This is a genomic window from Tahibacter amnicola, assembly GCF_025398735.1.
GTDB lineage: Bacteria > Pseudomonadota > Gammaproteobacteria > Xanthomonadales > Rhodanobacteraceae > Tahibacter > Tahibacter amnicola.
Map to the genome: position 1 here is coordinate 5,584,748 of NZ_CP104694.1, position 22,829 is coordinate 5,607,576.

35 protein-coding genes are annotated in these 22,829 nt (G+C 62.0%); all 35 read right to left on the reverse strand.

What is annotated here, in order from left to right; genetic code table 11:
* Positions 1–60 precede the first annotated feature (60 nt).
* Complete coding sequence (locus N4264_RS21865; RefSeq protein WP_261694335.1) at positions 61–1,458, reverse strand: class II 3-deoxy-7-phosphoheptulonate synthase; 1,398 nt, start codon at positions 1,456–1,458, stop codon at positions 61–63.
* Between the two features lie 172 nt (positions 1,459–1,630).
* Complete coding sequence (locus N4264_RS21870; protein WP_343231973.1) at positions 1,631–2,143, reverse strand: disulfide bond formation protein B; 513 nt, start codon at positions 2,141–2,143, stop codon at positions 1,631–1,633.
* A 33-nt stretch (positions 2,144–2,176) separates the two neighbouring features.
* The gene (locus tag N4264_RS21875; protein WP_261694336.1) at positions 2,177–3,358 is read right to left on the reverse strand and encodes a Dol-P-Glc:Glc(2)Man(9)GlcNAc(2)-PP-Dol alpha-1,2-glucosyltransferase; all 1,182 of its coding nucleotides are present in this window, start codon (positions 3,356–3,358) and stop codon (positions 2,177–2,179) included.
* A gap of 38 nt (positions 3,359–3,396) precedes the next feature.
* Positions 3,397–4,635, reverse strand: a complete 1,239-nt coding sequence (locus tag N4264_RS21880) for a Dol-P-Glc:Glc(2)Man(9)GlcNAc(2)-PP-Dol alpha-1,2-glucosyltransferase (protein WP_261694337.1) — start codon at positions 4,633–4,635, stop codon at positions 3,397–3,399.
* 121 nt (positions 4,636–4,756) lie between these two features.
* Positions 4,757–5,143 (reverse strand): 50S ribosomal protein L17, encoded by a 387-nt coding sequence (gene rplQ, locus N4264_RS21885; RefSeq protein ID WP_261694338.1) that lies wholly within the window; start codon positions 5,141–5,143, stop codon positions 4,757–4,759.
* Between the two features lie 31 nt (positions 5,144–5,174).
* Positions 5,175–6,170, reverse strand: coding sequence for a DNA-directed RNA polymerase subunit alpha (locus N4264_RS21890; protein ID WP_261694339.1), 996 nt, complete (start codon positions 6,168–6,170; stop codon positions 5,175–5,177).
* A gap of 18 nt (positions 6,171–6,188) precedes the next feature.
* The gene (rpsD, locus tag N4264_RS21895) at positions 6,189–6,815 is read right to left on the reverse strand and encodes a 30S ribosomal protein S4 (RefSeq protein ID WP_261694340.1); all 627 of its coding nucleotides are present in this window, start codon (positions 6,813–6,815) and stop codon (positions 6,189–6,191) included.
* 11 nt (positions 6,816–6,826) lie between these two features.
* Complete coding sequence (rpsK, locus tag N4264_RS21900) at positions 6,827–7,219, reverse strand: 30S ribosomal protein S11 (RefSeq protein WP_257385382.1); 393 nt, start codon at positions 7,217–7,219, stop codon at positions 6,827–6,829.
* Between the two features lie 18 nt (positions 7,220–7,237).
* Positions 7,238–7,594 (reverse strand): 30S ribosomal protein S13, encoded by a 357-nt coding sequence (rpsM, locus tag N4264_RS21905; protein ID WP_261694341.1) that lies wholly within the window; start codon positions 7,592–7,594, stop codon positions 7,238–7,240.
* Between the two features lie 137 nt (positions 7,595–7,731).
* Positions 7,732–9,042, reverse strand: coding sequence for a preprotein translocase subunit SecY (secY, locus tag N4264_RS21910; RefSeq protein ID WP_261694342.1), 1,311 nt, complete (start codon positions 9,040–9,042; stop codon positions 7,732–7,734).
* Positions 9,043–9,045: 3 nt separating this feature from the next.
* On the reverse strand, positions 9,046–9,480 hold the full coding sequence (gene rplO / locus N4264_RS21915) for a 50S ribosomal protein L15 (RefSeq protein ID WP_261694343.1): 435 nt from the start codon (positions 9,478–9,480) through the stop codon (positions 9,046–9,048).
* A gap of 25 nt (positions 9,481–9,505) precedes the next feature.
* The gene (rpmD, locus tag N4264_RS21920) at positions 9,506–9,703 is read right to left on the reverse strand and encodes a 50S ribosomal protein L30 (RefSeq protein ID WP_261694344.1); all 198 of its coding nucleotides are present in this window, start codon (positions 9,701–9,703) and stop codon (positions 9,506–9,508) included.
* Positions 9,693–10,205 carry a 30S ribosomal protein S5 gene (gene rpsE / locus N4264_RS21925; protein WP_261694345.1) on the reverse strand — a complete coding sequence of 171 codons (513 nt, stop codon included), beginning with the start codon at positions 10,203–10,205 and terminating at the stop codon, positions 9,693–9,695. The genes rpmD and rpsE overlap by 11 nt, the downstream gene beginning before the upstream one ends.
* 76 nt (positions 10,206–10,281) lie before the next feature.
* Positions 10,282–10,641 (reverse strand): 50S ribosomal protein L18, encoded by a 360-nt coding sequence (gene rplR / locus N4264_RS21930; RefSeq protein ID WP_261694346.1) that lies wholly within the window; start codon positions 10,639–10,641, stop codon positions 10,282–10,284.
* A 23-nt stretch (positions 10,642–10,664) separates the two neighbouring features.
* The gene (rplF, locus tag N4264_RS21935) at positions 10,665–11,192 is read right to left on the reverse strand and encodes a 50S ribosomal protein L6 (protein WP_261694347.1); all 528 of its coding nucleotides are present in this window, start codon (positions 11,190–11,192) and stop codon (positions 10,665–10,667) included.
* A gap of 11 nt (positions 11,193–11,203) precedes the next feature.
* Positions 11,204–11,599: a 30S ribosomal protein S8 gene (rpsH, locus tag N4264_RS21940; protein ID WP_261694348.1), complete on the reverse strand. Its 396-nt coding sequence runs from the start codon at positions 11,597–11,599 to the stop codon at positions 11,204–11,206.
* Between the two features lie 42 nt (positions 11,600–11,641).
* Positions 11,642–11,947 (reverse strand): 30S ribosomal protein S14, encoded by a 306-nt coding sequence (gene rpsN, locus N4264_RS21945; protein ID WP_261694349.1) that lies wholly within the window; start codon positions 11,945–11,947, stop codon positions 11,642–11,644.
* An 18-nt stretch (positions 11,948–11,965) separates the two neighbouring features.
* Entirely contained in the window at positions 11,966–12,505 is a 540-nt protein-coding gene (rplE, locus tag N4264_RS21950) for a 50S ribosomal protein L5 (protein ID WP_261694350.1), read from the reverse strand.
* 11 nt (positions 12,506–12,516) lie between these two features.
* Entirely contained in the window at positions 12,517–12,831 is a 315-nt protein-coding gene (rplX, locus tag N4264_RS21955) for a 50S ribosomal protein L24 (protein ID WP_261694351.1), read from the reverse strand.
* 12 nt (positions 12,832–12,843) lie between these two features.
* Positions 12,844–13,212, reverse strand: a complete 369-nt coding sequence (rplN, locus tag N4264_RS21960) for a 50S ribosomal protein L14 (RefSeq protein WP_255910633.1) — start codon at positions 13,210–13,212, stop codon at positions 12,844–12,846.
* Positions 13,213–13,236: 24 nt separating this feature from the next.
* Positions 13,237–13,500 carry a 30S ribosomal protein S17 gene (gene rpsQ, locus N4264_RS21965; protein ID WP_261694352.1) on the reverse strand — a complete coding sequence of 88 codons (264 nt, stop codon included), beginning with the start codon at positions 13,498–13,500 and terminating at the stop codon, positions 13,237–13,239.
* Between the two features lie 12 nt (positions 13,501–13,512).
* On the reverse strand, positions 13,513–13,698 hold the full coding sequence (gene rpmC / locus N4264_RS21970) for a 50S ribosomal protein L29 (RefSeq protein WP_261694353.1): 186 nt from the start codon (positions 13,696–13,698) through the stop codon (positions 13,513–13,515).
* Complete coding sequence (gene rplP, locus N4264_RS21975; RefSeq protein WP_261694354.1) at positions 13,698–14,111, reverse strand: 50S ribosomal protein L16; 414 nt, start codon at positions 14,109–14,111, stop codon at positions 13,698–13,700. The genes rpmC and rplP overlap by 1 nt, the downstream gene beginning before the upstream one ends.
* Before the next feature lie 2 nt (positions 14,112–14,113).
* Complete coding sequence (rpsC, locus tag N4264_RS21980) at positions 14,114–14,821, reverse strand: 30S ribosomal protein S3 (protein ID WP_261694355.1); 708 nt, start codon at positions 14,819–14,821, stop codon at positions 14,114–14,116.
* A gap of 16 nt (positions 14,822–14,837) precedes the next feature.
* Complete coding sequence (gene rplV, locus N4264_RS21985) at positions 14,838–15,173, reverse strand: 50S ribosomal protein L22 (protein ID WP_261694356.1); 336 nt, start codon at positions 15,171–15,173, stop codon at positions 14,838–14,840.
* 11 nt (positions 15,174–15,184) lie between these two features.
* On the reverse strand, positions 15,185–15,466 hold the full coding sequence (gene rpsS / locus N4264_RS21990) for a 30S ribosomal protein S19 (RefSeq protein ID WP_261694357.1): 282 nt from the start codon (positions 15,464–15,466) through the stop codon (positions 15,185–15,187).
* 12 nt (positions 15,467–15,478) lie between these two features.
* Positions 15,479–16,306, reverse strand: coding sequence for a 50S ribosomal protein L2 (rplB, locus tag N4264_RS21995; RefSeq protein WP_261694358.1), 828 nt, complete (start codon positions 16,304–16,306; stop codon positions 15,479–15,481).
* Between the two features lie 12 nt (positions 16,307–16,318).
* Positions 16,319–16,609, reverse strand: a complete 291-nt coding sequence (gene rplW, locus N4264_RS22000; protein WP_261694359.1) for a 50S ribosomal protein L23 — start codon at positions 16,607–16,609, stop codon at positions 16,319–16,321.
* Complete coding sequence (gene rplD, locus N4264_RS22005) at positions 16,606–17,211, reverse strand: 50S ribosomal protein L4 (protein ID WP_261694360.1); 606 nt, start codon at positions 17,209–17,211, stop codon at positions 16,606–16,608. Before rplD ends, rplW begins: the two co-directional genes overlap by 4 nt.
* An 11-nt stretch (positions 17,212–17,222) precedes the next feature.
* Entirely contained in the window at positions 17,223–17,864 is a 642-nt protein-coding gene (rplC, locus tag N4264_RS22010; protein ID WP_261694361.1) for a 50S ribosomal protein L3, read from the reverse strand.
* Between the two features lie 37 nt (positions 17,865–17,901).
* Positions 17,902–18,213 (reverse strand): 30S ribosomal protein S10, encoded by a 312-nt coding sequence (rpsJ, locus tag N4264_RS22015; protein ID WP_255910649.1) that lies wholly within the window; start codon positions 18,211–18,213, stop codon positions 17,902–17,904.
* Positions 18,214–18,458: 245 nt separating this feature from the next.
* Positions 18,459–19,649 (reverse strand): elongation factor Tu, encoded by a 1,191-nt coding sequence (tuf, locus tag N4264_RS22020; protein WP_261694362.1) that lies wholly within the window; start codon positions 19,647–19,649, stop codon positions 18,459–18,461.
* A 39-nt stretch (positions 19,650–19,688) separates the two neighbouring features.
* Positions 19,689–21,782, reverse strand: coding sequence for an elongation factor G (gene fusA, locus N4264_RS22025; protein ID WP_261694363.1), 2,094 nt, complete (start codon positions 21,780–21,782; stop codon positions 19,689–19,691).
* Between the two features lie 16 nt (positions 21,783–21,798).
* Positions 21,799–22,266: a 30S ribosomal protein S7 gene (gene rpsG / locus N4264_RS22030; RefSeq protein ID WP_261694364.1), complete on the reverse strand. Its 468-nt coding sequence runs from the start codon at positions 22,264–22,266 to the stop codon at positions 21,799–21,801.
* Positions 22,267–22,283: 17 nt separating this feature from the next.
* Positions 22,284–22,658 (reverse strand): 30S ribosomal protein S12, encoded by a 375-nt coding sequence (gene rpsL / locus N4264_RS22035; protein ID WP_261694365.1) that lies wholly within the window; start codon positions 22,656–22,658, stop codon positions 22,284–22,286.
* Between the last annotated feature and the right edge of the window lie 171 nt (positions 22,659–22,829).

Below are 22,829 nucleotides of genomic sequence, written 5' to 3' on the forward strand. Positions count from 1 at the left end.
ACGATGCCGGTGTATCCCGGCCGGGCGCCGCGGCGATCAACCGCCGGGCGCCGGTAGAGATCAGTTCGGCCCTGCAGCCACGGGAGCCGCAGCTGCCTGCTTGCGCACGATCAGCATGGCCAGTTCCAGCGATTGCTCGTAATTCAGGCGCGGATCGACGTTGGTCTTGTAGGCGCGCGACAGGTCCGTCTCGGTGAGGTCGCGGGCACCGCCCAGGCACTCGGTGACGTTCTCGCCGGTCAGCTCCAGATGGACGCCACCCAGACGCGTACCGGCGGCGGCATGGATGTCGAACGCGTGTTCGAGTTCGGCGCAGATGTTTTCGAAACGTCGGGTCTTTACGCCGGTGGAAGTCGATTCCGTATTGCCGTGCATCGGATCGCAGCTCCACAGCACACGGGCACCCTCGGCTTTCACGGCCTCGACCAGGGGCGGCAGGTTCTGGGTGATCTTGTCGCCCATGCGATGCAACAGCGTCAGGCGACCGGGCTCGTTGTCCGGATTGAGTGTCGCGACCAGACGCTTGAGCTGGTCGGGCTTGACCGACGGCCCCACCTTCACGGCAATCGGATTGCGGATACCGCGGAAATATTCCACATGGGCGCCATCCACATCGGCGGTGCGCATTCCGATCCAGGGGAAATGCGTCGACAGGTTGAACCAGCCCCACTGGCGCGGAACCTGGCGCGTCTGCGCCTGCTCGTAGTGCAGCACCAGCGCTTCGTGCGAGGTGTAGAAATCGACGCGGGAGAAGCTGCCGATCGGCGCACCGTGAAGGGTTTCCATGAAGCGCAGGGAATCGCCGATCGATTCCACCATGCGCTGATACTCATTCTGTAGCGGCGAGAGTTTGACCCAGTCCAGATCCCAGTATTCCGGGTGATGGAGGTCGGCAAAGCCACCGTCGATCAGTGCGCGGACGAAGTTCATCGTGAGCGCCGAATGCGAATGTCCGTCGATCAGGCGTTGCGGATCCGGGCGACGGGCCTCGGGGGTGAATTCGACGGCGTTGACGATATCGCCGCGATAGCACGGCAGGGTGACGCCGTCGCGGGTTTCGACATCCGCCGAACGCGGCTTGGCATACTGGCCGGCAAAGCGTCCCACCCGCACGACCGGCAGTTTCAACCCGTGGGTCAGCACCAGGCTCATCTGCAACAACACCTTGAGCCGGTTCGAAATCAGCGCGGAGGAGCAGTCGTCAAAGCTCTCGGCGCAATCACCGCCCTGGAGGAGGAACCGCTTGCCTTCCTGGGCTTCGGCAATCTGGCGGCGCAGGGCCATGACTTCCCAGGAAGTGACCAGGGGCGGCAGCTCACGCAGCTTGGCCAGAGCACGATCGAGTTCGGCCGCGTTCGTATAGTTCGGCTGCTGCACCGCGGGGCGTGACTGCCAGGACGACGGGGTCCAATCCTTGGCTTCGCGGACAGGACCGATACTGCGCTCGCTCAAACTCATGACACACAACCTTGCTGCAATGCGGAAACTGATCTTGCCACAGCAGTCGTCGCACGCAAGCGAATGAGCACGGCATAGCGCGCATATGGCGAATTATCGTATCGCCGCCGCGGTTTGGCGGCGTGCGGCACGCGGCCGCACGCCTGGAATCAACGGTTTCGCGAGAAACTTTTTAGCGGGCTGGACTTTTGCGCGTCGCCGCAACAATGGCCAGCAGCGTAAGAGCGACGTACCAGACCAGGCACCAGGCCGGCATCGACAGGCCGAGGAACTGCCAGTTCACTTCCGCGCATTCGCCCGAGCCGGTGAACACCATCTTGAAGGTGCGGCTGAGCGGGAAGGTTTCGAGCATGTATTCAAGGCCAGGTCCACAGGCGGGCACCTGGTCCTTTGGCAAGTTCTGGAGCCAGATGTGGCGCCAGGCGATCAGCGCGCCGACGATGCCGAAGAGGCTGACCAGTGTCGCGTAGATCCAGCGGCCCCAGCCGCGTGGGCCGTGCAGCGCAGCGACCAGGAAGGCAATGCCCATGCCCAGGAATGCGGCGCGTTGCAGCAGGCACAGCGGGCAAGGATCCTTGCCAAGCTGGTACTGGGCGAACAGGGCATAGCCGAGCAATGCAAAACAGGCCAGTCCCCCAACCAGTGTCTGCAAGCGGAACGGCCAAAGAAACGGATTCAGTCGCATAGGATCATCATCTCCAATACCAGATGGGCCCGGTCACAGATACCAGAGGCCCGACATCATTCCCCAGAATAGAAAGACCGCAAGGCACAGCCAAAGTGTCGCTGTCGCCACCTCCACTTGCGCCGCAAGGGGCTTACGCCACGCCAGGAAGAGTGCGAACGGAATCAGGTAGTAGCGCTGCTCGACCAGCCACGACAGCATCACGAACAGCGTCGATACCGGAAAGATCCACCACCCCGCCCGGTTCACCAGCGGCTGCATCGCAAGACCCACGCCGGCCAGCGACGCAACGATGACGAAAAACGCCTTGAATCCCGGCGAACTCATCGTCAGCTGCAACACGCGGTTGCGCCAGGACGCGGCGTTCTCGATCAGGTTGTACGGGTGATCGACCGCGTACACGGCGTAGAAGATCCCGACCAGCAGCACGGGTGCGACAAGTAGCCACGGTTCGGCGCCCAGTCGGCGTGCAAACCGGATCAATCCGTCCACCACGTGCAGCGGCATCAGGATCGCGGCGCAGAACAGCATGAAATAGAGATTCTCGACATGGACGCTGCCATCCGGATGCATCGCCGCCTGCGTGCCGGAGTACGACACCGATCCGTTCCAGATCCAATAGCCCACGAACGCCAGCGACGGCACCAGGTAGGGCACGCCCTGCAGCGTAGCTTCCTTCCAGCCGTTCCACTGCTTCGATTCCCATATCGGCACTACGACAATGACAGCCAGGAAGGCCAGCCACAGTACGTTGTTCTGGCGCAACGCGATGGCACCAACCAGCAGGCAGGCTGCACGCCAGTGGTGGCCGCGGACGGCGGCGTTGAATGTCCACAACATCGCGGCAAGCGAGGCGATATCCGTGTAGATCAGAAATACGAAGGGCGCCGCCACCGGCAGCCAGGCGAACTGCAGAACCGCGGTTGAATCCGGGCGCTGGTGCAGCGCGCGATAAAGGCGATCGAAACCGAGGACGGCGACGATTGCCCACATGCCAGAGACGGCTCGCGCCGCACCAAGGGAATCCGCGCCCGTCACACGCAGGACGGCAGCGAGCAGGTGGTGATAGCCCGGGATGGTCGTCAGCGCGTCGCGCATGACCCGGTAGTCTCCCCCCAGGAACTGCTTGATCTGCGCAAAGTGGACGTACTCGTCCCCCCGCAACTCACCGGCCACGGCGTAGGCGAGCGCGGCGAGCCACAGCACCCAGAGCATCAGGTTCCGCCACGATACGGACGAAGACGCCACCGCCATCATGGGAAGTGCGCTCCGGCGACGATGCCGGCCATCAGCCAGGCGCTCAGCGCGCACCACCACAGCGCTGTCGCAAACTCGACGCAGTCGGAGCTCAGCTGGCGAAATGCCAGCCAGAATACGGCCGGAATCAGCTGGTAACGAACATCAATCATCCATTGCGTTCCCAGGAACAGCAGTGCGAAAGCCGGCCACACCCAGCGCGCATCGGCGTGAAGGCGATTGAAGGCCAATCCGCAGATGCCCGCGACCGCTATCACCCCAACGCCGCCGCGCACCAGCCAATGTGCGTCCATCGCCTTGAACAGCCGCGCCCGCAGGAACAGTTCGTGCCCTTCCGCGACAGGCGCATTGAGGGGATGGTCCGCACGGAACAGCAACAGGAACGCCACCATAAGCGCCAGCGGCACCAACCACAGCCAGGGCCGGGAACGGGCCTCGCGCGTCATGGCCCTCCACCCCAAAGCCGTATGTAGCGGAAGCAGCAGGGCGCCCGCGGCAGGCAACAGGAAGAGGTTGCCAAAGTCAAAGCGACCTGGAGGCGCCAACGCAGCCAGGGCCGGCGCTGCAGTGACACCGCCGTAGATGACGAACACGGCCACGAACACCGCCACAGGCAGAACATAGGCCCAGAAGCGCGGCAACAGCACAGGAATCCATCGGCCGGCGGGCGTCACCGCCAACGTCGGCCATGCGGCCACGACGGCGATGAACGCGGAAGTGACCACGTTATTCTGGCGCACCACCGTCGCTGCAGCCAGCACGACACCGGCCACGACATGCCATGACCGCAGCGCAGCCCACGCCCCCACCAGAGCGAGGCTGGCCGAAAGCACGTCCGTGTACGCCAGGAAGTAGAACGGAAAGATCAGCGGAAGGATCAGCAACTGCGCCGTCGCCAGCAGCGCCCGGCCATCGCCGTGCTGCCGCCGGATACCAAGGAAGGCCAGCGCACCGACGAGTCCAAAGAACACGCTGACCAGGCGTACGGTCGTCAGTGACTCGCTGCCCGTCACACGCATCACGGACGACGCAAGCACGTGGTAGCCCGGAGGCATCGGTGTGTACTCGGCAAAGACGGTGGAGTCGCCCCGCGCGAAGCCCACCGCGCGCGGATAGTGGGCGTGCTCATCCGTCACGACACCCACGCCGGAAATCCACACCGCAGCCCAGGCAAACAGGGCCAGTGCCAGCACCATGCTGACCCACTGCAGCCGGCTGTCCCGCGCAATGTCCATTCCGATCATCCGGCTGGCGGTTTCGTGGGGATCCGGGACCGCAAAAACTGTCGATCACCGGGACCCATAAGCAAAAACCCCGGCAGAACCGGGGTTTTTGTAGAACGATGCCGCAGACGACTTACTCTTCGTCGGCAACCGGCGCAGCGCGCGGACGATCGACCAGCTCGACATACGCCATCGGGGCGTTGTCACCGGCGCGGAAGCCGCACTTGAGGATACGCAGGTAGCCACCCTTGCGCTCGCGGTAACGGGGGCCGAGGTCGACAAACAGCTTGCCGACGGCCACCTTGTCACGCAGGCGGGCGAACGCCAGACGACGATTGGCAACGCCATCGGTCTTGGCCAGGGTGATCAGCGGTTCAGCGACGCGACGCAGTTCCTTGGCCTTCGGCAAGGTCGTCTTGATCAGCTCATGCTTGAACAGCGAGGAGGCCATGTTCTTGAACATGGCTTCGCGATGGCTGCTGGTGCGGTTGAGCTTGCGTCCGGATTTCATGTGGCGCATGGTCGTGTTTCCTTCGTGTTCTCTGCCGCGCTCAGCCCATCATGCCGTGGGTCAGACCCATCGGCGGCCAGTTTTCGAGCTTCATTCCGAGCGACAAGCCACGCGCGCCAAGCACGTCCTTGATCTCGGTGAGCGACTTTTTGCCCAGGTTCGGCGTCTTGAGCAGCTCGACTTCCGTCTTCTGCACCAGGTCGCCAATGTAGTAGATGCTTTCGGCCTTCAAGCAGTTGGCCGAGCGCACGGTCAGTTCCAGATCGTCGATCGGACGGAGGAGCAGCGGATCGACGCCACCCTTCTCGGCCTTGGTATCGGCGCTCTCACGACGCGTGAAGTCACCGAACACCGACAGCTGATCCTGCACGATTTCGGCGGCCTTGCGGACGGCGTCTTCGGCGTCGATCGTGCCGTTGGTCTCGACATCAAGTACGAGCTTGTCCAGGTCGGTGCGCTGCTCGACGCGGGCGGCGTCCACTTCATACGCCACGCGGCGAACCGGGCAGAACGACGCGTCCAGCTGCAGACGGCCGATCGGACGGGTTTCCTCTTCCGGCAGGCGACGCGCGGTCGCCGGCTGGTAGCCAACACCCCGGACGATCTTGAGCCGCATGTTGACGGCGATGTCCTTGGTCAGGTGGCAGATCACGTGATCGGGATTCACGATCTCGACGTTGTGATCGACCTTGATGTCGCCGGCGAGGACAACGCCCTTGCCTTTCTTGCTCAGGCTCAGCGTCGCCTCGTCCTGGTTGTGCATGCGAATCGCGACGTCCTTGAGGTTCAGCAGGACTTCGATCACGTCCTCCTGCAGACCTTCAAGGGTCGTGTACTCATGCAGCACGCCGTCGATCTCGACTTCCGTGATCGCCGCGCCGGGGATGGACGACAGCAGCACGCGGCGCAGGGCGTTGCCGAGGGTGTGGCCGAAACCGCGTTCCAGCGGCTCGACGATCACCTTGGCGCGATTGGCGCCGATGCGCTCGACACCAATACCGCGTGCGCGCAAGACGGTGGTAGACGATTGGGCCATGTACCCGACTCTCCAGAATTACTTCGAATAAAGTTCGACGATCAGCGCTTCGTTGATGTCGGAGGGCAGATCGGAACGCTCCGGTACCGCCTTGAACATACCGCTGAACTTCTTGGCGTCGACTTCAACCCAGGACGGAGCCAGATCCATCTCCTGCGAGAGGGTCAGGGCTTCCTGGATGCGCAGCTGGCTGCGCGAATTCTCCGTGATGGAGACCTGGTCGCCGGCCTTGACCTGGAACGAAGCCAGGTTGACCTTCTTGCCGTTGACTTCAATCGCCTTGTGCGAGACCAGCTGACGGGCCTGCGTACGGGTCACCGCGAAACCCATGCGGTAGACGACGTTGTCCAGACGCTGTTCGAGCATCTGCAGCAGCGATTCGCCGGTATTGCCCTTCTTGCGCGACGCCTTGGCGTAGTAGCTGCGGAACTGGCGCTCCAGCAGACCGTAGATACGCTTGACCTTCTGCTTCTCACGCAGCTGCACGGCGTAGTCAGACAGCTTGCCCTTGCGGGCGGCGCCGTGCTGGCCGGGCTTCTGCTCAAGCTTGCACTTGGAATCGACCGCGCGGGCCGGGCTCTTGAGGCTCAGGTCAGCGCCTTCACGGCGCGCCAGCTTGCAGGTGGGACCGATATAACGTGCCATGTCGGGACTCCTTACACGCGGCGACGCTTGGGCGGACGGCAGCCGTTATGCGGAATCGGCGTGACGTCAATGATATTGGTGACCTTGTAACCAAGGGCGTTGAGCGAGCGGACGGCCGACTCGCGGCCCGGGCCCGGGCCCTTGATGCGGACTTCGAGGGTCTTCAGACCGTAGTCCAGCGCCGCACGGCCGGCCTTCTCCGCCGCCACCTGGGCAGCGAACGGGGTCGACTTGCGCGAACCGCGGAATCCGGCGCCGCCGGAGGTGGCCCAGGACAGGGCATTACCTTGACGGTCGGTAATCGTGATGACGGTGTTATTGAAGGAAGCCTGCACGTGAACGATACCGTCGGTAACGACGCGCTTGACTTTCTTCTTGGTCTTGGCAGCTGCCGGCTTATTCATGGTTTCTGTCCAGATCCATTACTTCTTGATCGCGCGACGCGGGCCCTTGCGGGTACGTGCATTGGTGCGGGTACGCTGGCCGCGCACCGGCAGACCGCGACGATGACGCAGGCCGCGATAGCAGCCGAGGTCGATCAGGCGCTTGATGCTCATGCCGACTTCGCGGCGCAGGTCGCCTTCGACGGTGAACTTGGCGATCTCATGGCGCAGCTTTTCAACTTCCGCCTCGGTGAGATCCTTGATTTTGTTGGCCGGATTGACGCCTGCGACCTCGCAGACCTTCTTCGACCGCGAGCGGCCGATGCCATAAATGCTCTGCAAACCGACCCACACATGCTTGTGGACCGGCAGGTTGACACCTGCAATGCGCGCCATGTAAATCTCTCCGAAACGGGCTTAAAGCGCAGTGAACTGAAAATTGTACCTTGGTTTGCGGGAAATACCAAATCCCGCCCCGGAGAACCTCCGGAGGTAACCCCAAACCCGGGCCATCCGGCCCGGGGTTGCGCGGCTCAACGGCCGCGCAGATTCGATTTCTTCAACAAGCTGCCGTACTGGTGCGATACCAGGTGGGCCTGGACCTGGGCCGTGAAATCCATCACCACGACCACCACGATCAACAGGGAGGTTCCGCCGAAATAGAAGGGAACACTCCAGGCGTTGCGCAGGATATCCGGAATCAGGCAGACAGCGACCAGATAGATCGCGCCGGCACCGGTCAGCTTGGTCAGGACGTCATCGATGTAGTCTGCGGTGGCCTTGCCCGGGCGGATACCCGGAATCAGCGCGCCGGACTTCTTCAGATTGTCCGCCGTTTCCTGCGAGTTGAACACCAGCGCCGTGTAGAAGAAGGCGAAGATGATGATCAACGCGGCGAAGACAATCATGTACACCGGCTCACCCGGAGTCAGCGCCGTCGTCAGAATCTGCAGCCAACGCATGTCGTTGGACTGGCTGAACCACGTCGCGGCCGTGGCCGGGAACATGATCAGCGACGAAGCGAAGATGGCCGGAATGACGCCCGCCATGTTGAGCTTCAACGGCAGGTGCGAACTCTGGTTCATGTAGGCCTTGGCGCCGCCCATCCGACGAGCGTAGTTCACCGTGATTCGACGCTGGCCACGCTCGACAAAGACCACGAAAGCAGTCACGAAGAGCACGATAGCGACGATGGTGACCACCATCAGCGGATTGAGCTGGCCTTCCACCGCCATGTTCAGCGTCTGCACCACCGCCCCTGGCAAGCCCGCGACAATACCCGCGAAAATCAGGAGCGAAATGCCGTTGCCAATGCCGCGCTCGGTGATCTGCTCACCGAGCCACATCAGAAACATCGTGCCTGCAGTCAAACCGACCACGGAGCAAAAGATGAACCCTGCACCCGGGTTGTAGACCACGCCAGCCTGCGAGGACAGGGCCATCGAGACGCTGAACGCCTGCACCGCCGCAAGCACCACCGCGCCAATGCGAGTGTACTTGGTCAGAGTCCGGCGACCGGACTCACCTTCCTTGCGCAGGGCCTGGAGGCTCGGCACAACGGTGGCAAACAGCTGGACGATGATCGATGCCGAGATGTACGGCACGACATTGAGCGCGAAGATCGAGAAGCGACTAAGGGCACCACCCGAGAACATGTTGAACATGTCAATGATGCCGCCCTGATTCTTCATCAGCTGCGCCATCTGCTCGGGATTCACGCCCGGCACGGGAATGAACGAGCCCAATCGATAAACGATCAACGCACCTACGACAAACAAGATGCGCTGCTTGAGCTCGGTCAACTTCCCGAGCGAGGCGAGCATATTGGCCTGGTTAGCCGCCATGCATTACTCCACGCTGCCGCCAGCTGCCTCGATCGCGGCCTTGGCACCGGCGGTGACCGCCAGTCCCTTCAGCTTGACCGCGCGCGTGATCTCACCCTTCTTCACGATCTTGGCGCGTTCAGCGCGGGCTTCGATCAGACCGGCCGCCTGGAGCGCGGCGAAATCAATGACATCGCCCTGTACAGCGTCAAGCTTGTACAGTAGCACTTCGCTGACTTCGTGCGCTTTCTTGGAACGGAAGCCGACCTTCGGCAGACGGCGCTGCAGCGGCATCTGGCCGCCTTCGAAGCCCGCCTTGACCTTGCCCTTACCAGTACGGGCGTACTGACCCTTGTGGCCACGGCCGGCTGTCTTGCCGAGACCGGAACCAATACCGCGACCGACGCGAACGCGATCCTTGCGGGCGCCGTCAGCGGGCTTGAGCGTATTGAGACGCATGATGTACTCCGAATTCCTTGTGGGCTCAGGCCTGATCTTCAACGGCTACGAGATAGTAGACCGTGTTGATCAGTCCACGCACTTGCGGGCTGTCTTTCAGCTCGCGCACGTCGTTGAGCTTGTTCAGGCCCAGCGCCTTGACGCTGAGACGATGACGGGCCTGCACGCCGCGCAGTCCCTTGACCAGGCGCACGCGCACGGTCTTCGTGGTGTTATTCGCCATGACCAGTCACCTCTTCGACGGTCTTGCCACGCTTGGCCGCAATGCGGTCCGGCGAGGCCATCGCCACCAGGCCCTTGATCGTCGCGCGGACCAGGTTGATCGGGTTGCGCGAACCAACGGCCTTCGCCAGCACGTTCTTCACGCCGACAACTTCCAGCACCGCGCGCATCGCGCCGCCGGCGATGACGCCGGTACCAGCCGAGGCGGGCTGCATGAAGACGCGGGCAGCGCCGTGGTTGGCCTTCACGGCATGCCACAGCGTGCCTTCGTTGAGCTTGACCGACGTCATGTTGCGACGGGCGCGCTCCATGGCCTTCTGGATGGCAACCGGCACTTCGCGCGCCTTGCCATAACCGAAGCCGACCTTGCCATCGCCGTCACCGACGACAGTCAACGCGGTGAAGCTCATCTGCCGACCGCCCTTGACCGTCTTGGCCACGCGGTTCACGGCGATCAGCTTCTCCAGCATGCCATCGCTATTTTCACGTTCGTTAGTGGACATTTCGCACCTTGGGGCCCCGCGGTGCGGGGCACTTTACTTACGGCTGATTGCCGCTTGGAGTTGTTTGGCTTACTGATTAGAACTTCAGGCCAGCCTCACGCGCCGCCTCGGCGAGCGCCTGAATGCGGCCGTGATACTTGAAGCCGGAACGGTCAAAAGCAACCGCTTCGATACCGGCAGCCTTCGCACGCTCGGCAATCGCCTTGCCGACAGCGGCTGCAGCGGCCTTGTTCTTCGTGCCCTTCAGACCGGCAGCTACCGATTCCTGCAGGGTGGAAGCCGCAGCAATCACCTTGTCGCCCGACGGCGCGATGACCTGGGCGTAGATGTGCTGGCCGGTACGGTGCACGGTGAGACGCGCAACCGCGAGCTTGCGGATGTGCGCGCGCGTGGATTTGGCACGGCGCAGGCGGGAAACGTTCTTGTCCATCGTCATTCTCCGAAGCTGAAGCGCCTAGATTAGGCCTTCTTGGCTTCCTTCAAGGTGATCTTCTCGCCCGAGTAACGCACGCCCTTGCCCTTGTAGGGTTCCGGCGGACGGAAACCACGGATCTTGGCGGCAGCCTGGCCGACGACCTGCTTGTCAGCGCCCTTGATCAGGATTTCGGTCTGGCTGGGGGTTTCCAGCGTGACACCTTCCGGCGCCTTGAACACGACCGGATGCGAGAAGCCGAGGGTCAGGCTGAGGTCCTTGCCCTGCATGGCGGCGCGATAACCGACGCCGACCAGTTCCAGCTTGCGCTGATAGCCTTCGCTGACACCCTTGACCATGTTGCTGATCACGGCGCGCGCAGTACCGGCAAGCTTGGTGTTGGCCGCATCAGCAGCGCTGCACTTGAGCTCACCACCTTCCACGGCGACATTGACGCCGGGAAACGCGACGGACTTCAACGTGCCCTTCGGGCCCTTGACGGTGACGCCATCGGCGGCCACCTGGCATTCGACGCCCTTCGGAAGGGCGATTGGCATTTTTGCTACGCGAGACATTGGTTATCTCCTTAGGCGACCAGGCCGATGACTTCGCCGCCCAGACCCTTCGCGCGAGCCTGCGCGTCGGTCATGATGCCGCTCGAGGTCGAGACGATGGAGATACCCAGGCCGCCGAGGACCTTGGGAAGTTCATCCTTGCCGCGGTACACGCGCAGACCCGAGCGCGAGACGCGCTCCAGGCGTTCGATGACCGGCTTGCCTTCGTAGTACTTGAGTGCAATTTCGAGTTCCGCCTTGCCTTCGACCGTGTTGGTCTGGGCATCGCGGATGTAGCCTTCGTCCTTCAGCAGCTTGGCGAGCGCCTGCTTGATTTTGGAGGACGGCATGCGCACCGTCGCTTTGCCCGTGAGTTGGGCATTGCGAATGCGGGTGAACATGTCGGCGATGGGATCAGTCATGCTCATATCAATAAATCCTAGGAGTTAGCACCGATATCCGCTGGTTTCTTACCAGCTGGCCTTGCGAAGGCCCGGTACGTCGCCACGCATCGTGGCTTCACGCAGTTTGTTGCGACCGAGGCCGAACTTCCGGTAGACGCCACGCGAGCGGCCGGTCAGTTCACAACGATTACGCTGGCGCGACGGCGAAGAGTCACGCGGAAGCTTCTGCAGCTTGGCGGATGCTTCCATCTTTTCTTCGTACGAAGCCGTCGGGCTGCTGATGATCTTCTTCAGGTCATCGCGCTTGGCGCTGTGCTTCTTGGCCAGCTTCTCGCGCTTGACTTCGCGATTCACCATGCAGGTCTTAGCCATTTCAGAATTCCTCGCGAATCAATTGCGGAACGGGAAGGCGAAACCTTCCAGCAGGGCGCGGGCTTCTTCGTCGGACCGGGCGGTGGTCGCGATGGAGATGTCCATACCGCGGATCGCATCGACCTGGTCGAAATCGATTTCCGGGAAGATGATCTGCTCCTTGACGCCCATGTTGTAGTTGCCGCGGCCGTCGAACGCACGACCGGACACACCACGGAAGTCACGCACGCGCGGCAGCGCAATGCTGACCAGGCGGTCAAGGAATTCGTACATGTGATGGCGGCGCAGGGTCACCTTGCAGCCAATCGGCCAGCCCTCGCGAATCTTGAAGGTGGCGACCGAGACGCGGGCCTTGGTGGAGACCGGCTTCTGACCGGCGATCTTCGCCATGTCTTCCAGCGCGTTTTCCAGCACCTTCTTGTTGCCGACGGCTTCGCCAACACCCATGTTGAGGGTGATCTTGGTCAGGCGCGGCACCTGCATAACATTGGCGTAACCGAAACGCTGCATCAGCTTCGGCACGACAACTTCTTTATAGTGTTTTTCAAAGCGAGTCATTGCGACGGTCCTCAGATGTCAATCACTTCGCCCGACTTGCGGAACACGCGCACCTTGCGGCCGTCCTGGAGGACCTTGAAGCCGATGCGCTCGCCCTTGCCGGAAGCGGGATTGACCAACTGCACGTTGGAGATGTGAATGGACGCCTCACGCTCGATGATGCCACCCGGCTGGTTGGCCTGGGGGTTCGGCTTGGTGTGGCGCTTGACCAGGTTCATGTTCTGCACGAACACGCGGTCGCCCGCGACGCGCAGCACTTCACCCTTCTGGCCTTTGTTCTTGCCGGTGATCACGGTGACCTGATCACCCTTGCGGATACGGTTCATGACGATACCCCGTTACAGCACTTCGGGCGCCAGCGACACGATCTTCATGAACTTCTCACCGCGCAGTTCGCGGGTGACCGGTCCAAAGATGCGCGTGCCGATCGGCTCGAGCTTGTTGTTGAGCAGCACGGCGGCGTTGCCATCGAAGCGGATCAACGAACCGTCGGCACGACGCACACCCTTCTTGGTGCGCACGACCACGGCGTCATAGACCTCGCCCTTCTTGACCTTGCCACGCGGAATCGCGTCCTTCACCGTGACCTTGATGATGTCGCCAATCGCGGCGTAACGGCGCTTGGAGCCGCCGAGCACCTTGATGCACATCAGTTCGCGAGCGCCCGAGTTGTCGGCAGCGGCGAGATAGGTCTGCATCTGAATCATGGTTTTACTCTCCTCAGACCTGTCTTACTGCGCCGCGCGCGTCACGATCTCGACCACGCGGAAATTCTTGGTCTTCGACAGCGGCGCGCACTCTTGGATACGCACGACGTCGCCTTCCTGGCACTCGCTCTTCTCGTCGTGGGCGTGATATTTGGTGGAACGGCGGATGATCTTGCCGTACAGCTCGTGCTGCACCTGCCGCTCAACCAGCACGGTCACCGTCTTGTTCATCTTGTTGCTGACTACACGCCCTTGGATGGTGCGGACAGTCTTCTCTGTATTGGTCATGGCCGTCGGTCCTTACTTCTTCTCGCCGAGCAGCATCTTGACCTGCGCGATTTCGCGCTTGACGCGACGAATCTGGTGCGTCTGGGTCAGCTGGCCGGAGCCCTTTTGCATGCGCAGCTTGAACTGCTCGTTGTGGAGCTCGCCGAGATGGGCGGTCAGGTCCTGCGCGGACTTGGTACGAAGTTCTTTCAGTTCCATCACAGCACCGTACGGGTCACGAATTGAGTCTTGACCGACAGTTTCGCGGCCGCCAGACGGAAGGCTTCGCGGGCACTGGCTTCGTCGACGCCTTCGATCTCATAAAGCATGCGGCCCGGCTGAATCGGGGCCACCCAGAATTCGACGTTACCCTTACCGCTACCCATACGCACTTCGATCGGCTTCTTGGTGATCGGCTTGTCGGGGAACACGCGGATCCAGAGCTTGCCGCCGCGCTTCACGAAACGGGTGATGCAGCGACGGGCGGCTTCGATCTGGCGGGAAGTCAGCGCACCGAACTCGGTGGCCTTGAGGCCGTACTCGCCGAAGCTGACCTTCGTAGCGACGAAGGAGAGACCTTCATTGCGGCCCTTGAATACCTTTCGGTACTTGGTTCGCTTGGGTTGCAACATGATTAGGCTCCTTGCTTCGGCGCGCGGCGCTGCGGACGCTCTTCGCTGGCCTCGTTCTTGGCAGCTTCAGCCGCCTGGGCCAGATCAAAGATTTCGCCCTTGTACACCCACACCTTGATACCGATGATGCCGTAGGTGGTGGTGGCTTCAGCGAAGCCATAGTCGATGTCCGCACGCAGGGTGTGCAGCGGCACGCGGCCTTCGCGATACCACTCCGAACGCGCGATTTCAGCGCCGTTCAAGCGGCCAGCGACGTTGACCTTGATGCCGAGCGCACCGATGCGCATCGCGTTCTGCACCGCGCGCTTCATCGCGCGACGGAACATGATGCGGCGCTCCAGCTGCTGGGCGATCGATTCAGCGACCAGCTGGGCATCGAGTTCCGGCTTACGCACTTCCGTCACGTTGATGTGGGCGGGAACGCCCATCACCTGCGAGACTTCCTTGCGCAGCTTCTCGATGTCCTCGCCCTTCTTGCCGATCACCACGCCCGGACGGGCGGTGTGGATCGTGACACGGGCAGTCTTCGCAGGACGCTCGATCGAGATCTTGCTGATGCCGGCCTGGGCGAGCTTCTTCTTCAGAAGCTGACGCACCTTGAGATCGGCAGCCAGATAGTCAGCGAATTCGCGCTTGTTGGCATACCACTTGGAGTTCCACTCCTTGGCGATGCCAAGGCGGATACCGGTAGGATGAACTTTGTGACCCATCGTTCCTGTCCTTCGCTTAACGGCCGGTACCGACAACCACGGTGATGTGGCTGGTCCGCTTGATGATGCGCGTACCACGGCCCTTGGCGCGGGCAGCGAAACGCTTGAGAGTCGGGCCCTCGTCGACGAAGATCTTGGCGACCTTCAGTTCGTCGACGTCGGCACCGTCGTTGTTTTCGGCGTTGGCGATAGCCGACAGCAGCACCTTCTTGACCAGGTGTGCGGCCTTCTTGTCGCTGAACGTCAGCAGGTTGGTGGCGCGATCCACAGCCAGGCCACGGACCTGGTCAGCGACCAGGCGAACCTTCTGCGGAGAGATGCGCGCGCTGCGCAGGATTGCTTTGGTTTCCATCGCAGTGCCCCTTACTTCTTCGCGTCGGCTTTCTTGTCGCCAGCGTGACCCTTGAACGTACGGGTCACGGCGAACTCGCCGAGCTTGTGGCCGACCATGTTTTCGTTGACCAGCACCGGGATATGAGCCTTACCGTTGTGAACGGCGATCGTGAGACCGACCATTTCCGGAAGAATCATCGAACGGCGCGACCAAGTCTTGATCGGGCGCTTGTTGTTGGCGGCGACAGCGGCCTCCACCTTCTTTTGGAGGTGCAGGTCGATGAACGGTCCTTTCTTGAGTGAACGAGCCATGATAAGTACCTATCAGCCGCGACGGTCGCGCACGATGAACTGCGTGGTGCGCTTATTCTTACGAGTCTTGTAACCCTTGGTCGGCATGCCCCACGGGCTGACCGGATGCGGGTTACCCTGGCCGGCACGGGCCTCACCACCGCCGTGCGGATGGTCGACCGGGTTCATGGCAGCGCCGCGAACCGTCGGACGAACACCGCGCCAGCGCTGAGCGCCCGCCTTGCCGATGTTTTCCAGGTTGTGTTCCGAGTTGCCAACTTCGCCGAGCGTGGCGGTGCAGTCAGCGGGAACCTTGCGCATTTCGCCGGAGCGCAGGCGCAGCGTGGCATAGCCACCTTCGCGAGCGACCAGCTGCGCCGAACCACCGGCGGCACGCGCAATCTGCGCACCCTTGCCCGGCTTCATCTCGATGCAGTGAACCGTCGAACCGACCGGGATGTTGCGCAGCGGCAGCGCGTTGCCCACCTTGATGGGGGCGTCACGGCCGGCCATCAGCTGGTCGCCTTCCTTCACGCCCTTCGGGGCGATGATGTAGCGGCGCTCGCCGTCGGCGTAGCACAGCAGGGCGATATGCGCCGTGCGGTTAGGATCGTATTCCAGACGTTCGACACGGGCGGGGATGCCTTCCTTGTCACGCTTGAAATCGATGATGCGGTAATGCTGCTTGTGACCGCCGCCCTTGTGACGGGTGGTGATGCGACCGTTGTTATTACGGCCGCCGGTCTTGTTCTGCGCCTCGGTCAGGGCGGCGTAAGGTGCGCCCTTGTGCAGGCCAGGGGTCACCACGCGAACCATTGCGCGGCGGCCAGCAGATGTCGGCTTGTAGTCAATCAGTGCCATGGGTATCCCACCTTAGGCCTTGGCCATCACGTCGATGCTCTGACCTTCGGCCAGGCGAACATACGCCTTGCGCTGGTCAGAACGACGGCCCGAACGGAAACGGAAGGTCTTGGTCTTGCCCTTGGCATTGACCACATTGACCGCCTCGACTTTGACGCTGAAGAGCTGCTCGATCGCGGCCTTCACGTCAGCCTTGGTTGCGGTGGACGCAACTTCGAAGACGTACTGGTTCGATTCGGCCAGACGCGCCGTCTTCTCGGAGATGCGCGGAGCGCGCAACACATTCAGGAGACGCTCGTTCATGCCAGCCACTCCTCAATCTTCTTGATCGCATCGACAGTCACGACGACGTGATCGGCGCGCACCAGGGCGACCGGGTTCAGCGCGTTGGTATCGACGACCTCGAGCACCTTGTGGTTGTTGCGGGCGGCGAGGTACAGGTTTTCGCTGACGGTTTCGCTGACGATGATCGTCTTGCCGTCAAACTTGTGTTCGCCAAGCTTGGCGATAAGGCTCTTGGTCTTCGGGGCGTCGACGTCGAAATCGGCGAACACCTTGAGACGGTCCTGGCGGATCAGCTCCGAGAGAATCGAAGCCAGCGCGCCGCGGAACATCTTCTTGTTGACCTTCTGCGAGAAATCGCGGGGCTTCGCGGCAAACGCGACGCCACCACCGACGAAGATCGGGGCGCGGTAGTCACCGTGACGGGCGCCGCCACCCTTCTGCTTCTTGAACTTCTTGGTCGTACCCGAGACTTCCGAACGGGACAGCTGGGCCTTGGTACCCGCACGACCGGCGTTGCGGTAGGCGGTGACAACCTGGTGCACCAGATCTTCGCGGAATTCCTTGCCAAAAACGGCGTCGGAAACATTCAGCGGCTTGGCGCCAATAACATTCAGTTCCATGTCGTCGCTCCTCAGGCCTTGGCCGCCGCGCGGATCACGACGTCGCCGCCGGTAGCACCCGGAACAGCGCCCTTGATCGCGATCAGATGACGCTCGGTGTCGATCTGCACGACTTCGAGGTTCATCGCCGAACGGGTCACGTTGCCCATGTGGCCGGCCATCTTCTTGCCGGGGAACACACGACCCGGCGTCTGGCGCTGACCGATAGAACCCGGCGCACGATGCGACAGCGAGTTACCGTGGGTAGCGTCGCCCATCGTGAAATGGTGGCGCTTGATCGTGCCCTGGAAGCCCTTGCCCTTGCTGACGCCTTGCACGTCAACCTTCTGACCGATCTTGAAGATCTCGTCAGCCTTCACTTCGCCACCGACGCTGAAGTTACCCACTTCAGCCGCATCGACGCGGAATTCCCACAGGCCGCGGCCCGCTTCGACCTTCGCCTTCGCGTAATGGCCGGCGAGCGGCTTGACCACGAGGGAAGCGCGCTTCGTGCCGGCAGTCACCTGCACGGCGGTGTAACCATCGTTCTCGACCGTCTTGATCTGCGTGACGCGATTCGGCGTCGCTTCGATCAGGGTCACCGGAATCGAGCGTCCGTCTTCGGTGAAGACTCGGCTCATGCCGCACTTGCGGCCAACCAATCCGATACTCATGTTCGTGTCCTGTTGCGTGCCTGGATACGCCGGGGGCTCAGTAGAGCTTGATCTGCACGTCCACGCCGGCGGCGAGGTCGAGCTTCATCAGGGCGTCCACGGTCTTGTCATTGGGGTCGACAATGTCCAGCACGCGCTTGTGGGTGCGCGTCTCGTACTGGTCACGCGCGTCCTTGTCGACGTGCGGCGACACCAGAACGGTGTAGCGTTCGATCTTGGTCGGCAGCGGGATCGGACCGCGCACCTGGGCGCCGGTACGCTTCGCGGTCTCCACGATTTCGCTCGCGGAGCGGTCGATCAGGCGATGATCGAATGCCTTCAGTCGAATACGGATCTTTTGGTCCGCCATGGCCGTACTTCCTCGGTAAAAGAGCGTCGGGACACGGCAACTTCATGTGCCGTTCCCCAGAAAAATCGGGCAGACCAGAGAACTGGTCCGCCCAGACATGAAAGTGTAGTACGCGCACGCGCTCCCGTCAAGCGGGTTCGATACGCGACGACTCCGTGTCTGGCGAACACGAGGCACTTCCTGTGCCTCTTTTCGCTGTAGTTTGGCCGCCCCAACATTGGGGGCGGCCGAAAGCCTAGTTTAGATCAGGCGAAGATCTTGGCGACGACGCCGGCGCCGACGGTGCGGCCACCTTCGCGGATCGCGAAGCGCAGACCTTCTTCCATCGCGATCGGCGCGATCAGGGTGACAACCATCTTGATGTTGTCGCCCGGCATCACCATCTCGACGCCTTCCGGCAGCTCGACGTTGCCCGTCACGTCCGTCGTACGGAAGTAGAACTGCGGGCGGTAACCCTTGAAGAACGGGGTATGACGACCACCCTCTTCCTTCGACAGCACGTACACTTCCGCTTCGAACTTCGTGTGCGGGTTGATCGAACCCGGCTTGCACAGCACCTGGCCGCGCTCCACTTCGTCACGCTTCGTGCCGCGCAGCAGCAGACCCACGTTGTCGCCCGCCTGGCCCTGATCCAGCAGCTTGCGGAACATTTCAACGCCCGTCACCGTCGTCTTCACCGTCGGACGGATACCCACGATTTCGATTTCTTCGCCGACCTTGATGACGCCGCGCTCGACGCGACCCGTCACCACCGTGCCGCGACCCGAGATCGAGAACACGTCTTCCACCGGCATCAGGAACGGCTTGTCCAGCACGCGCACCGGCTCCGGAATGTAGCTGTCCAGCGCTTCCACCAGCTTGATGATCGCCGGCACGCCGATGTCGCTCTGATCACCTTCCAGCGCCTTGAGCGCCGAACCCTTGATGATCGGGGTGTCGTCACCCGGGAATTCGTACTTGCTCAGCAGGTCGCGAACTTCCATCTCGACCAGTTCCAGCAGTTCCGCGTCGTCCACCATGTCCGCCTTGTTCAGGAAGACCACGATGTACGGCACGCCGACCTGGCGCGCCAGCAGGATGTGTTCACGCGTCTGCGGCATCGGACCGTCAGCCGCCGAGCACACCAGGATCGCACCGTCCATCTGCGCCGCACCCGTGATCATGTTCTTCACGTAGTCGGCATGGCCCGGGCAGTCAACGTGCGCGTAGTGACGGTTCGGCGATTCGTATTCCACGTGCGCCGTCGAGATCGTGATTCCGCGCGCCTTTTCTTCCGGCGCCGCGTCGATCTGGTCGTACGCCTTGAACTCGCCGCCAAAACGCTCTGCGCCAATCTTGGTCAGCGCCGCCGTCAGCGTCGTCTTGCCATGGTCCACGTGACCAATCGTGCCGACGTTCACGTGCGGCTTGGTGCGCTCGAATTTACCTTTTGCCATGACTTAAAACCTCAAACTTGTGAATATCTGAACGATGACTTAGCCGGCCTTCTTCATCACTTGCTCGGCGATATTGTTCGGCGCCTCGGCATAGTGATCGAATTCCATCGTGAAGGTGGCACGACCCTGCGACATGGAGCGCATCGAGGTGGCGTAGCCAAACATTTCACCCAGCGGGACCAGCGCGTTGATGACCTTGCCCGACGGGCTGTCATCGGAACCCTGCAGGATGCCGCGACGACGGGAAAGGTCGCCCATCACGTCACCCATGTAGTCTTCCGGCGTCACGACTTCGACCTTCATGATCGGTTCCAGCAGGACCGGATTGGCCTTGTTGAAACCTTCCTTGAAGCCCATCGAGCCGGCGATCTTGAACGCCATTTCGTTGGAGTCGACTTCGTGGTACGAACCGTCGACCAGCTTGACCTTCACGTCGACGACCGGGAAACCCGCCAGGATGCCGTTCTGCATCGCTTCCTTGATGCCCTTGTCGACTGCCGGCACGTATTCCTTCGGAACCGAGCCACCGACGGTGGCGTTCTCGAAGACATAGCCGGCGCCGCGTTCCTGCGGCTCGATCTCGAGCACGACGTGACCGTACTGGCCCTTGCCGCCCGACTGACGCACGAACTTGCCTTCCTGCTTGACCGCCTTGCGGATCGTTTCGCGATACGCCACCTGCGGCTTGCCGACATTGGCCTCCACGTTGAACTCGCGCTTCATGCGGTCAACGATGATTTCCAGGTGCAATTCACCCATGCCGGCGATGATCGTCTGGCCGGATTCCTCGTCGGTGCGCACGCGCAGCGAGGGATCTTCCTGAGCCAGACGCGACAGCGCGAGGCCCATCTTCTCCTGGTCCGACTTCGTCTTCGGCTCGACGGCCATCGCGATGACGGGCTCCGGGAACACCATGCGTTCCAGCGTGATGACATCGCTCGGGGCGCACAGGGTGTCACCCGTGGTGACATCCTTCAGGCCGACCGCAGCAGCGATATCGCCCGCGCGGACTTCCTTGATTTCGTCACGCTGGTTGGCGTGCATCTGCAGGATGCGGCCGACGCGCTCTTTCTTGCTCTTGACCGGATTGAACACGGTGTCGCCGGAATTCAGCGTGCCCGAATAGACACGGAAGAACGACAGCGAGCCGACGAACGGGTCGGTCATGATCTTGAACGCCAGCGCCGAGAACGGCGCGGTGTCGAGCGCCTCGCGCGAAGCTTCCTTCTCGTCTTCGTCGATGCCCTTGACCGGCGGACGGTCGGACGGAGCCGGCAGGTAGCGGATAACCGCGTCCAGCATCGCCTGCACGCCCTTGTTCTTGAATGCCGTGCCACAGAACACCGGAATCAGGGAGGTCGCCAGGGTGCCGGCGCGAATACCCTTCATGATTTCCTCTTCCGAGAGCTCGCCCTCTTCGAGGTACTTGTTCATCAGCTCTTCGGAGGTTTCCGCAGCGGCCTCGACCATGAAGCTGCGCGCCGTGTTGCACGCCTCGACGAGGTTGGCCGGGATGTCGCGGTATTCGAACTTCGTGCCCTGGGCTTCGACGTCCCAGTAGATCGCCTTCATCTTGATGAGGTCGACCACGCCTTCGAAGTTTTCTTCCGCGCCAATCGGCATCTGCATCGGAACCGGGTTCGCACCCAGACGAGCCTTCAGCTGGCCCACGACCTTGTGGAAGTCAGCACCGGTGCGGTCCATCTTGTTGACGAAAGCCAAGCGCGGCACGCCGTACTTGTTGGCCTGACGCCACACGGTCTCGGACTGCGGCTGCACACCACCCACCGCGCACAGCACGAACACGGCGCCATCGAGCACGCGCAGACTGCGTTCGACTTCGATGGTGAAGTCAACGTGTCCCGGGGTATCGATGATGTTGAAGCGATGTTCCGGGAAGGACATGTCCATGCCCTTCCAGAAGCAGGTCGTCGCGGCAGACGTGATGGTGATGCCGCGTTCCTGTTCCTGCTCCATCCAGTCCATCGTCGCGGCACCTTCGTGCACTTCGCCGATCTTGTGGTTGACGCCGGTATAAAAAAGGATGCGTTCGGTCGTCGTCGTCTTGCCGGCATCGATGTGAGCCATGATGCCGAAGTTGCGATAACGCTCGATGGGGGTAGTACGGGCCACGGTCGTTCCTCAGCTCTTACCAGCGGTAGTGCGAGAACGCCTTGTTGGCTTCCGCCATACGATGCGTTTCTTCGCGCTTCTTGACTGCCGAACCACGATTTTCAGCGGCTTCCAGCAGTTCGGCCGCCAGCTTGCGCGGCATGGAGTTTTCGCTGCGCTTGCGCGCGGCGTCGATGACCCAACGCATGGCCAGGGCGGTGCGGCGGGTAGCGCGCACTTCGACCGGAACCTGGTAGGTCGCACCGCCGACGCGGCGGGACTTGACTTCGACCGCCGGGGCGACGTTGTTCAGCGCCTTCTCGACCAGGGTCAGCGAATCGGCGTTCTTCTGACCGATATGGTCGAGAGCGCCATAGACGATGCCTTCGGCGACGGACTTCTTGCCGCTCTTCATCACCATGTTGATGAAGCGGGCAATCAGCTGGCTGCCGTGCTTCGGATCGGAGAGAAGAACGCGGGTGGGGGCGGAACCTTTACGCGACATGATTCAAGCCTTCCTTATCAGGACTTCGGGCGCTTGGCGCCGTACTTCGAGCGACCCTGGCGACGCTTCGCGACGCCGGCGGCATCGAGCGAACCGCGCACCGTGTGGTAGCGCACGCCCGGCAGGTCTTTCACACGGCCGCCGCGGATCAGGACCACCGAGTGCTCCTGAAGATTGTGGCCTTCGCCACCGATGTAGCTGATGACCTCGTAGCCGTTGGTCAGACGAACCTTGGCCACCTTGCGCAGGGCCGAGTTCGGCTTCTTCGGGGTGGTCGTGTACACACGGGTGCAGACGCCGCGACGCTGCGGGCAGCTCTGCAGCGCCGGAGACGCGCTCTTATAGGTCTTCGGGCTACGCGGTTTACGCACCAGCTGGTTGATAGTCGCCATTCGTGGATGCCTTAAGAAACAAAAGACAGGCCGACACAACTCGGCCTGCCAAGACGCAAGAGTTTAACAAGCGGTTGACAGGGGCGTCAACTAAGACACCCCCGCCTCCACGTCCATGTCCTCGAACACGAGACACATCCTGTGTCTCTTTTCGATGTCGGGTTGCGCGCC